The following is a 9718-nucleotide window of genomic DNA, read 5'->3' as shown; positions in this document are numbered from 1 at the left end:
GAGCGACTGTGGCGCAACGTCAAGCACGAGGACGTGTATTTGAACGGATATGAAACGATGGGCGAGCTCACGCTCGGCATGACGCGTTACTTCGATTTTTACAATAGCGAACGACCGCACCAGTCACTGGACTACCAAACACCTAACATCGTGTACGCGAGCGGGCATGGTGGCGGCGCTCTCATCGTCGACAAGTTTGGCTCTGGAAAAGAAAAAACAGGGCAGCGCTGTTCCGCTGCAAGCGTGGATCTGAGTACAGCTTAAATCCAATCAAAAGCTGTCTTGACGAACGGGTCCACTTTAGTGATCCCGGTGGCTCGAAACGTATGGTTGCCGATCTTCGTGTCGATGCCGGCCGCGAGCGCCCGGCGCGTCACCATCGCGTACGCGTTAGCCTGGGGCAGGGCGGTGGTGCTGAGCCGCCCCGTACCGCGTTGAATCGTGCGAAACAGAGGCCCTTTGCTATCAGTGTCTAACCCAACGCCTTCGAGATACTCATGCAGGTAGATTTCGAGCGTGTGGTGACAGGGCATCTCGTGCTGTTTGCCGCCTTTCTCGCGCAGGCGCACCCACAGGCGCCGATGCTGGATATACACGTCTTCCACGCGCATCGCGAGTGCTGCACCCACACGCGCGAACGAAAACACCATCAACGCAATCAACGCCCGATCCCTGAGGCCAATGGGTGTGCTGACATCGATGCTATCGAGCAACTGCCGGGCTTCGGTTGCATCGAGCACGGGCGTCTTGCCCTTGCGGGTCGTGTGACTGGGTCCGCGCACGGACGCAGCGGGATTGTGCGGCACGACTTGGCCGATGACGAGCCAATCAAGCAGGTGACGAATCGCAGCTAAGCGAAGCTTGACCGTCGGCGCCGACAAGGTCTGCGTTTGCAGCTCGATCCAAGTGGCCACATGCAGCGGTTGCACGGCTGTGATCGAGATCACGCCGACCTGCGCGCACCATGTCAGGAATTCGCCCACCGCGTGCGCATACGCTCGCCGCGTGTTCGGGTTGCGAATGGTCGATGCGAAAAACTCGAGAAAGCGAACGCTCGCCCGCTCGCCGGCATTGATCACCACTGCCGGCAGTGGAGAGGACGATCGAACCGCGAGCGCGGCCTCAGACATGATCGGTCGCGGGCTTTGCTTGCCGTTCCGTGACCGCCATCGTCAGGTTTAAAAGCCCGTACAGTTCACCGTCACTGGTCGCCTCAACTTCAACGTCGCCCCTTGTCAGGCGCAGCCTGCGCCCGGCTCGACCTTGCAGCCAGGCGCCGGTCGCCGCGGTCAGCGTGGACCCGGCGATGGGCGTGCACGGGACCATGAATTCCCCAACGAAGCCGTCACCCCCATCCGCTCGGTCGGTTGTGAAGGTGACCGCGCTTATCTTGCCACCCTCGGCACGGGCGAGGCTATAGAACTGCCGCAGCTCGCGCTGGTATCCCGGACTGAAGGACGCCTCATCGTCGGGTGCGCGCACCAGGGTCAAACGCAGGGTGTCCGGGGTCGGCATGGCAGCTCCTGGTATGTGTGATAAAGGACATTATCCTACATAGAAACAACTAGTATCTTCCTTGTTTTGTACGAGTCATACTGCTGAGACGAAGGCGCAGTCCGCCGCTCTTCGCCCCTCATTGCAGATCGTTTTGTACGACTGCTTCCGCACATCGCTCAAGTGACCTCGAGACGAGTCCGCAATACCGCACCCAAAAACCAGAAATACACGCGGCGCAAGACTTAACTTGGGAGCAAGCATCATGATGCATAATTTTTTGACGAACAACCGGTCCGCGTTGATTGAGCGTTGTAAGGTTAAAGTGAGCAAAAGACCGGCCCGTCACGCTACCGAGCAACAGCTTGAAAACGGCGTGCCACTTTTTCTTGACCAATTAATCAACACGCTGCGAATCGAACAAACATCGCGGCCGATGGACAGCCGCACGATATCCGGGCCGTCTGGGGGCGGCATCACACTATCGGATATTGGCGTCGCAGCCGCACAGCACGGCAAAGAATTGATGGGTCTCGGTTTTTCGATTGACCAGGTTGTCCATGATTATGGTGATCTTTGTCAGGCCATCACAGATCTCGCTTACGAGCGGGACGCGCCATTTGAAATCGACGAGTTCCGGACCCTGAACCGTTGTCTCGACAATGCAATTGCCGATGCGGTTACCGAGTTCAGCTATCAACATGATTCTGCGATCGCAGCGCAGACCCTAAGCGCGACAACTGAGCGATTCGGTGCGTTTGTGCATGAATTGCGCAATGCTTTACTTGGCGCAACATTCGCATTCGATGCGGTCAAAGCAGGAAATATGAATTGGTCCGGCGCTACGGGTAGCGTCCTCGAACGAAGCCTTGATTCCATGGATAAACTGATCAAGCACGCGGTAATCGACGTCCGGATCGCGGCAAGCGGCTCGGCTGCGCGCAAACAATTTCATGTAGCAGAATTTATCGCAGAAGTCCGGGAATCAGGGATGATGATGGCGACGATGCATCGGTGCGTGCTAACGGTGTCACCGGTCGAGTCGGACATTGTCATCAGCGGCGATCGGGATCTGCTGTATGCGGCGGTAGGAAACCTGCTCCAAAACGCGTTCAAATTTACGCATAGCCATACTGAAGTGACATTGAACGCCTATGCCGTCGCGGACCGAATTCTCATTGATGTCGCAGATCATTGCGGCGGCCTGTCGCCGGGTGCTGCCGACAAGATGTTCATGCCGTTCAAGCAGAACGGTAAAGACAAATCGGGGTTAGGTTTAGGTCTTTCCATCGCGCGACGGGCAGTTGAGGCGAACGGCGGCAGTCTCAGCGTGCGTAACGCACCAGGAATTGGTTGTATCTTTACGATAAGCCTGCCGCGTCACGAGTTACTCGATCGTTAGGCCGTACTGTTTATACCGGCGGCATCGAGTACCGCGGCAGGCTCGCCGTGAAAACGCAGCCGATGCCGGGTATGTCCGACACGCTGAGCGTTCCCCCGAATGACTCGACGCTCTTTCGCGCGATCAACAAGCCCAAGCCCAGTCCGCTCTTGTCGGCCGAGTGTTGCTTGAACGGTTGGAACATGGTTTCCACGCTGCCAACAGGCAGACCGCCGCAATGATCTTTTACATCGATCAAAACACGGTCGGCCACCGCATATGCGTTCAAAGTCACTTCAGTGTGCGGGTGAGTAAATTTAAGGGCGTTTTGCAACAAATTGCCCACGGCTGCATACAAGAGATCGCGATCACCCGCTAGTGCAAGTTGGGGGTCCACGGAGGACACGACGAGCTTGCTGCCGCGCACTTGAGCAGCCAGTTCCGCCGCGTGTTCAACCTCAGCGATGAACTCGGCTAGTGAAAACAGCTGCGGCGACGCACTCTTTACAGATAACCCTTTTACGTCATCCAAGGATCGATCAATGAGGGTGCGTAGCCCCATCAAACCGCGATGCAGCACAGACCCTGTGGCCCCGGACAAGTTTAAATTGCCTGCTTTTGCCGCTTCAAAGGCGAGCGTCGCAGTCGACAGCGCATTACGCAGTTCGTGCGCGAAGAAACCGGCTTGTTCGTTGGCTTCGTGGAACCGTCGTTCATCAGCGAGATGGTCTCGTTGGTAGCTAAATTCGGTGACTGCATCGGCAATCGCATTATCAAGGCAACGGTTTAGCGTCCTAAATTCGTCAATTTGAAATGGCGCATCCCGCTCGTGAGCCAGATCGGTAATTGCCTGGCAGAGATCGCCATAGTCATGGACCACCTGATCGACAGTAAAGCCGAGTAGGAGAAGTTGATGCCCGTGTTGGGCCGCTGAGGTCCCGATCTCCGACATTGAGGCGGTGCCGTTGGCCGGTCCGGATACATCACGGCTGTCGAGGGGATCTTTCGTCTGCTCGATGCGTAGTGTCTTTATAAGCTGATCCAGGAACAGCGGCACACCTTTTTCAAGCTGCTCTGCTGAAGCCGCCCGCGCGGGCCGCTTGGCCACCTTCACACGGCACCTTTCGATGAGCGCCGCGCGGTTGTTCGACAAGAAATCGTGCATCATCTGAACACCCCTTTTTAGCAGTCTGATTGCCGGTCATCGCGGAGTGTCACGCTTCGAGGTGCCTTGCGTGTCGGCTTGGTGAGCCGTTATGAAAAGCCCGAGGAATTACTCAGTATGAGGCTTTGTCGAGGCAAAAGCCTGTTTGACGAAAAACGCTACGCGCGATCGGACGACCGGAGTCGGATCAGTAAGCGCTTGGCGCGGTCTTGCTGCGAAGAAAAGCGATCCGTTTCGTCGATGACGGCGTTGATTCTGTCGGTCCAATACTGAAAACCCATTCCTTGTATTCGTTCTATGCGGCCTTCCCCGCGACTGGTCGTACTAACCACGGTTGACAGGTGGTCGAGAATCTCGTCCGCTTTTCTCGCTGACATGCACAACAACTGGGGTGAATTTAAGTTCACATTCGTTTTAATTGTCATTAATTATCTCATTGGACAGAGGTAGGTGTTTAAACGCACCTGCTGGGCCTGTCCGACGACAAAGCGAGATTTTACGAAGATATCGAACGGACCTATTGTTAAAAAGTGGAAAAATCGGCAATTTTGCTTGCGATGGGTACTCTCGACCTTTTGGGCATGACCCGTGCTGAAAGAAATGGGGTTAGGGAGTAGCGATGCATTTACGTGATAACAAGCGAGTCCATGCGTGGACCAATCGACGAATTAGCCTTCGCGACGGACAAATGCGTATCTTGGTGGTCGACGACCATGCCGTCGCTGCAGAAGCATTAGCGGCGGCTCTATCGCTGGAAAATACGGTTTGCCTAACGGCATTTGGAGGGGTCGAAGCCATTTCGACCGCGCGCACTTGGCTTCCACACGCCATCGTCATGGACATATCGATGCCGGAGTGCACCGGCTTCGAAGCTGCGCTCACGCTGCGCCGCGATCACACCACAAGTAGTACAGCCATAATTGCATTTACCGCACTCGACGAAACTGAAGTTCAACGGCATCTTGTCGATCAAGAATTCGACGGATATTGTCAGAAAGGACAATCGCCCTCAGCGCTAATTGCGCTCCTCATGGGAATGGTGCTTGGAGATAACGCCCATTTGATCCATGGAAATCTTACTTCTATTGTTATCCCCTGAAGGATTCCCGCAGTACCTTGACATAACCCCTGATCTCGTCAGTTATCGCGTGTGGCTCTTCCCGACCCGACCCAGACTCTCGAATTTCCCCACAGCGGCCGTTAAGCCGCTATGCCAATCTGTGATTACTAAACTGAGACCTTTCAGTACTGACCTTGGATTGCTGGGGCACCCAGACTTTCGGCTCGGTTCGTACCGCGAAATACTTTGGCAGCTATTCTAGCCGGTGCTGTCAGGCTGCTAATGGCAGAGGCGGCACCGTCCGACAGTTTGAACACTGCCACGGCTTGCACCAATTGCTGGGCTTGGGACTTCAAGCTTTCTGCAGCCGCAGCACTCTCTTCTACCAACGCAGCGTTCTGCTGCGTAACCTGATCCATCTGGATCACAGCCTCACCCACCTGCCCCATGCCGATGCTCTGCTCGTTGCTGGCCACACTGATTTCACCCATGATGTCGGTCACACATTTTATCGCACCGACGATCTCGGCCATTGTCGTACCAGCTTGATTAACCAGGGCAGTACCCTGTGTTACGCGTTCGACGCTGGTTGAGATCAACGACTTGATTTCCTTGGCCGCGGCTGCGCTGCGCTGTGCCAAGTTGCGCACTTCGCCGGCAACTACAGCGAAGCCACGACCCTGGTCACCGGCACGCGCCGCTTCCACGGCAGCGTTCAGCGCCAGGATATTGGTCTGGAAAGCAATACCGTCGATAACGCCGATAATCTCGGCAATCTTTTTCGAGCTGTCGTTGATACCAGTCATCGTTTCGACGACCTCATCGACAACCGCTCCGCCTTTGACGGCGATCGTACTCGCGCTCTGCGACAGTTCATTAGCCAGCTTGGCATTTTCTGCGTTTTGTTTGACGGTAGCTGTGAGCTGTTCCATCGAAGCGGCGGTTTCTTCCAGAGCGCTTGCCTGCTCCTCGGTGCGACTCGACAGGTCCAGATTGCCCTGGGCGATTTGCGCGCTCGCCGTAGCAACACCGTCGGCGTTCTCACGTACGTTCGACACAACTAGCAAGAGACTGTCGCGCATGTTCTTCAGCGATGCCATCAGGCTATGTGTGTCGCCGGGCCGCAGGTCAATCTTTACGCTGAGATCGCCTGCCGCGACGCTTTTCGCCAGGTCGGCGGCTGTTGCCGGCTCTGTTCCCAACTGCCGCGTCAGGCTGCGCGTCAGCCACGCGCCGATTCCGATTCCGGTCAAGGCAGAAAAGATCACCAGGGCGATCATGAGATTGCGACTTTCGACATACAGGTTCTGGTTGGATTCGGCGGCCTCCTTCGCGTCTTCCTGCTTCCTGCTCACCAGGGTGTTCATCAGTTCGTCAACCTTGTTGACCTTCTGCCGGAAATTGCCGAACAAGTTTTCGGTGAGCTCACTGCGATCCTGCAACGGAGCAGTGCTGGCTTTGATTCCCATATCCTTGAAGGCCTGGGCGTAGTCACGCCAGCTCTGATCAAGCTCGGCGAAGACCGCTTTACCTTTCTCGCTCCAGTACAGCGGTCTGGCTTTGTCGAGCGCATCCCGCGCCCGCGCGAGGTTTTTCTCGCTTCGGTCCAGGAAGCCTGCCCGCTGCTCAGCGCTGGAGGCCAGTATAGCGTTGCTCAACGAGCGGCCAGCCTCCAGAAGATCAATATTCGCCCTCTGGGTCAAGGACAGCCCCACGAGGTCAAGGTGATATACCTTGTCGCCCTCATCGTTAATCTGGGACATATTGCGGATGCCGATTCCGCTGACGACCGCGCCGATTGAGCATACAAGTACAAAGGCGCTGATCAGTTTGGTGCCAAGTTTCATGTTGCGGAATGTCATGGTGCCGTTCCTTGAAGTTGAAAGACCTCTCATGTTCAGACCGGCTTAACACAAGTGCTCTAAGAGTATTTCGGCGCAGGCGCACCGAACTTGAGAGTCTGCGCGCAGGTGTATACCCATATTCTGTGTTTACCCTCAAATGTAGCCCTACGCAGAGGATCGGAGACAAAGGTGCTGGACAATCCCAGATGCGAACGAAGGCACTCACTGAAGCCTTGTTGCGACTGTCAGCAATTCGCAGGGTGACGTCGAGTGTCCGAAAGTGGCCGACATGCGCCGGACGGGATCCCGGTAGCCTAAACTGACTTGATGCACACCTCCTTTCCCTGCAACGTTGATAAGTCCACAGCGCGAGGAATAGGATGTTGAGTATGAACATTGAAAACGTTGACCAAATGACGCCAAAACAAGAAGAAAGATTTTGGGAAAAATTCGCCGCCGAGCTTGCAAACGACGACGGCAGCGCCGCGCGCGAGCACCTGCAAGCAGGTTTTCCTATTTATATCCAAACCGACGAAACGCCGAAGAACACGATAGAAAAACGGTTTCCCGACGGCCGGCGCCAGCTTGTAAAATGGGATCTTGATGGCGAGCACGTTCTATATGACCTGCCCACAACAGCACCGTGAGTCCAACAAGCTGACAAACTCAGAGCGACAGAAATTACGCGAACTGCAGGACGTGATGAACGCCAAGCGGCGCTATTCGGCGCCGCCTGACAGCGAAGCCGACCAGTGGTATGCCGGCTTTGAAGACGTCGACGACGAACACGGACACACGATCAAGCGCGGTATTCCTGTGTGGGACCCCAAGGCCGAACACGACGAGTTTTTTCGCATTCGTTTTTCTCACTACGATCGGTTGTCCGACGCATAAGAACGGGGCTTCACACAGGCTTCCGGCGCCGTTTGCTGCCTATGGCGCGGACACGTTGATCGTGCAACGCTGCTCTTTCTTCGTCTTCGCTGCCGTCTCTTGACAGGCTGACACTACTGCATGGTTGGCATCCAGTAGGCTCGTTCCGGTCACAATCATGTTCCAACGCTGATCTTGGCTCTGTCTTAACAAGGCTATCCCGGCATCCCAACGATCGCTGTTCATAATCAAGGCCGCGACCTTGCCATCCAGCCCGAACGGCAACGCCATCGCGATGAACGGCGAAGCCACGATCCCGATAATCAGCGCCAGACCACCTATCAATAGCAACCAGGACCGCTGCTCCTGACGCGTATGCGCAGCGCCGATAATCTGAGCAAGTTGCTCGCGCTCTTCGGCGATCCTTCCTGTCGCGGTCGCAAAAGCACGTGTGCTCGCCTGTATCGACAAGTCTGCGGCCCGCCCTATCGACTCGGCAAATGCGTTTGGTGTTTGCCGAAGTGCGGGCTTTTTTTCAATGTCGTCCAGCTGAGAAGCAATGACCGCTAGCTTCTTCATCATGGTGCCAAGTGAGGTCGTGTAATCCGGCGCGCGCGTTTCATCCAACGCACCAGGAAGCGCTTCTACGGCACGCCGCATGACCTTTACCTCGGCCCTCAGATCGTCAAACGCCTGCGCCGGATCGATTTCGTTGATTTCGTCGCGCTGGTTATCGGTTGCTGCCATACCTTCTCCTTTCAATTTTATCCCCATGGATGCTTCATCGAGACATGCCTGGGCCACGGCGCCCGCGATCGTGCCCGTGCTCGACACCGCGACCGATCGCTCGGTCGATATCGCCACCTCGCATCACTTGGTCAAGGCGGGAACCAGGCCTGATCCCTAAAACCTGGCCACGATCGCGAAGGATCGATTCGAGCTGTGGATCCCGTTTAAGCTCACCGGCCAGCGCCCGCATGCTCGCTTCGATCCGCTGACCCGCTTCTCGAACTTCGCCTGAGGTCAGCCGCGGGCCACCCTCATGCGCTCGCCAAAACCGCGTCTCGTGCTGCGCTTCGAGTCCCTTCCAGGCACGCACAAACCGCTCGGCGCGCAGCAGTGGATCCCGGCGCACCTGTGCCTCATGCGCGATGCCCGCAACAAGTCGTGTCACCCGGTCCCGACCCTGCAGGGCCGTCATTGCGTGCGCGATAGCAGGCTCTTGCGTCAGCGCGCTCACCAGGTCTCGCGTCGCACCTGTCCGCACATTCTCCAGCGTGGTACTCGCCTGACGCAGCGCTGCCGTCTGGTGTTCGAGAATAGGCAAGCCTTGCTCGTTCATGCGCGCGACATCCGTCCAGGCGCGTGCATATCGGTCCACGGCTTTCGCAAACGCCGCTTCGTGCTCAAGCTGTCCGGATTCACGCGCTTGTGGCTTAGCTGCCGACAGCCGCACGCCAGAAAACGCGTCTCGCTCGGCTGCAGGTTGCGGGGCATGCTCATTAGCGCTTGCTCGCCGGCTGTCGGGCGCTGCTGTCAAACGACACAAAGTCGTCCGAAAAATGACCCAAAGTCGTCTAATCGGCAAATTCGGGAGCACGTAATCTGTAAAAATCGTTATCAATCAAGGGGTTGTCGCATAATTGACGTAAAGTAGTCCAATCTAGCGGGAAGGCTGATGCCCTTGATGGCGAGATTTTGAGGTGGTTTTGCCGCGATGCTATGCCGATACGGTTGACTTGAGCGCCACGCGGCAAGTTCAGCCGGGCGCGCGAGAGCCGGGTGCAGGAGATAGGACTTGTGCGGCCGCATGAACGACGCGAGGCGATGCCATATCCAGGCTGACGTTGTTAGATCCTCTTGCAGCCAAACTATCAACTGGTCGGTCCATTCGGCGTATG

Annotated in this window: 11 protein-coding genes; 5 read left to right on the top strand and 6 right to left on the bottom strand. The window is 56.4% G+C overall.

Features of this window, described 5'->3' with window-relative positions:
- On the top strand, nucleotides 1-264 hold a 264-nt coding region (locus BSU04_RS11770; RefSeq protein ID WP_256982552.1), incomplete at its 5' end, for an integrase core domain-containing protein.
- On the opposite strand, the gene BSU04_RS11765 is transcribed toward BSU04_RS11770, so the two are convergent.
- Together BSU04_RS11765 and BSU04_RS11760 are read right to left on the bottom strand one after the other, a co-directional pair.
- A complete protein-coding gene (locus BSU04_RS11765) occupies nucleotides 261-1130 on the bottom strand; it encodes a tyrosine-type recombinase/integrase (protein ID WP_089160773.1) in 870 nt (289 codons plus the stop codon). The two genes, BSU04_RS11770 and BSU04_RS11765, sit on opposite strands and share 4 nt — an antisense overlap.
- On the bottom strand, nucleotides 1123-1515 hold the full coding sequence (locus BSU04_RS11760) for a hypothetical protein (RefSeq protein ID WP_089160772.1): 393 nt from the start codon (nucleotides 1513-1515) through the stop codon (nucleotides 1123-1125). The genes BSU04_RS11765 and BSU04_RS11760 overlap by 8 nt, the downstream gene beginning before the upstream one ends.
- Nucleotides 1516-1759: 244 nt before the next feature.
- Here BSU04_RS11760 and BSU04_RS11755 point away from each other — a divergent pair, with 244 nt between their 5' ends.
- Entirely contained in the window at nucleotides 1760-2896 is a 1137-nt protein-coding gene (locus tag BSU04_RS11755; RefSeq protein WP_172812061.1) for a sensor histidine kinase, read from the top strand.
- A 10-nt stretch (nucleotides 2897-2906) separates the two neighbouring features.
- On the opposite strand, the gene BSU04_RS11750 is transcribed toward BSU04_RS11755, so the two are convergent.
- Complete coding sequence (locus tag BSU04_RS11750) at nucleotides 2907-4043, bottom strand: sensor histidine kinase (RefSeq protein WP_179258297.1); 1137 nt, start codon at nucleotides 4041-4043, stop codon at nucleotides 2907-2909.
- Between the two features lie 616 nt (nucleotides 4044-4659).
- Between BSU04_RS11750 and BSU04_RS11745 the strand changes: the two genes are divergently transcribed.
- Nucleotides 4660-5139, top strand: a complete 480-nt coding sequence (locus tag BSU04_RS11745; protein WP_086380536.1) for a response regulator — start codon at nucleotides 4660-4662, stop codon at nucleotides 5137-5139.
- Nucleotides 5140-5282: 143 nt separating this feature from the next.
- Here BSU04_RS11745 and BSU04_RS48505 read toward each other — a convergent pair whose 3' ends face one another.
- Complete coding sequence (locus BSU04_RS48505) at nucleotides 5283-6962, bottom strand: methyl-accepting chemotaxis protein (protein ID WP_089160771.1); 1680 nt, start codon at nucleotides 6960-6962, stop codon at nucleotides 5283-5285.
- A 371-nt stretch (nucleotides 6963-7333) separates the two neighbouring features.
- Between BSU04_RS48505 and BSU04_RS11735 the strand changes: the two genes are divergently transcribed.
- Nucleotides 7334-7591 (top strand): hypothetical protein, encoded by a 258-nt coding sequence (locus tag BSU04_RS11735; RefSeq protein WP_256982548.1) that lies wholly within the window; start codon nucleotides 7334-7336, stop codon nucleotides 7589-7591.
- A 55-nt stretch (nucleotides 7592-7646) separates the two neighbouring features.
- On the top strand, nucleotides 7647-7838 hold the full coding sequence (locus BSU04_RS11730; protein WP_089160770.1) for a hypothetical protein: 192 nt from the start codon (nucleotides 7647-7649) through the stop codon (nucleotides 7836-7838).
- A 39-nt stretch (nucleotides 7839-7877) separates the two neighbouring features.
- On the opposite strand, the gene BSU04_RS11725 is transcribed toward BSU04_RS11730, so the two are convergent.
- Together BSU04_RS11725 and BSU04_RS11720 are read right to left on the bottom strand one after the other, a co-directional pair.
- Nucleotides 7878-8564, bottom strand: a complete 687-nt coding sequence (locus BSU04_RS11725) for a DUF6118 family protein (RefSeq protein WP_086380539.1) — start codon at nucleotides 8562-8564, stop codon at nucleotides 7878-7880.
- A gap of 34 nt (nucleotides 8565-8598) precedes the next feature.
- The gene (locus BSU04_RS11720) at nucleotides 8599-9357 is read right to left on the bottom strand and encodes a hypothetical protein (RefSeq protein ID WP_144021202.1); all 759 of its coding nucleotides are present in this window, start codon (nucleotides 9355-9357) and stop codon (nucleotides 8599-8601) included.
- Nucleotides 9358-9718: the final 361 nt, after the last annotated feature.

Source organism: Caballeronia sordidicola, assembly GCF_002220365.1.
Lineage (GTDB): Bacteria > Pseudomonadota > Gammaproteobacteria > Burkholderiales > Burkholderiaceae > Caballeronia > Caballeronia sordidicola_C.
The sequence above is the reverse complement of the archived record's forward strand: the minus strand, read 5'-3'. Positions and strand labels throughout refer to the sequence as shown.

Excerpts from the sequence above, each read along its gene's own strand:
- BSU04_RS11765 (WP_089160773.1), bottom strand. The coding sequence starts at position 1,130 with ATGTCTGAGGCCGCGCTCGCGGTTCGATCGTCCTCTCCACTGCCGGCA.
- BSU04_RS11735 (WP_256982548.1), top strand. The coding sequence starts at position 7,334 with ATGAACATTGAAAACGTTGACCAAATGACGCCAAAACAAGAAGAAAGA.
- BSU04_RS11750 (WP_179258297.1), bottom strand. The coding sequence starts at position 4,043 with ATGATGCACGATTTCTTGTCGAACAACCGCGCGGCGCTCATCGAAAGG.
- BSU04_RS11745 (WP_086380536.1), top strand. The coding sequence starts at position 4,660 with ATGCATTTACGTGATAACAAGCGAGTCCATGCGTGGACCAATCGACGA.
- BSU04_RS11725 (WP_086380539.1), bottom strand. The coding sequence starts at position 8,564 with ATGGCAGCAACCGATAACCAGCGCGACGAAATCAACGAAATCGATCCG.
- BSU04_RS11730 (WP_089160770.1), top strand. The coding sequence starts at position 7,647 with ATGAACGCCAAGCGGCGCTATTCGGCGCCGCCTGACAGCGAAGCCGAC.
- BSU04_RS11760 (WP_089160772.1), bottom strand. The coding sequence starts at position 1,515 with ATGCCGACCCCGGACACCCTGCGTTTGACCCTGGTGCGCGCACCCGAC.
- BSU04_RS11755 (WP_172812061.1), top strand. The coding sequence starts at position 1,760 with ATGATGCATAATTTTTTGACGAACAACCGGTCCGCGTTGATTGAGCGT.
- BSU04_RS48505 (WP_089160771.1), bottom strand. The coding sequence starts at position 6,962 with ATGACATTCCGCAACATGAAACTTGGCACCAAACTGATCAGCGCCTTT.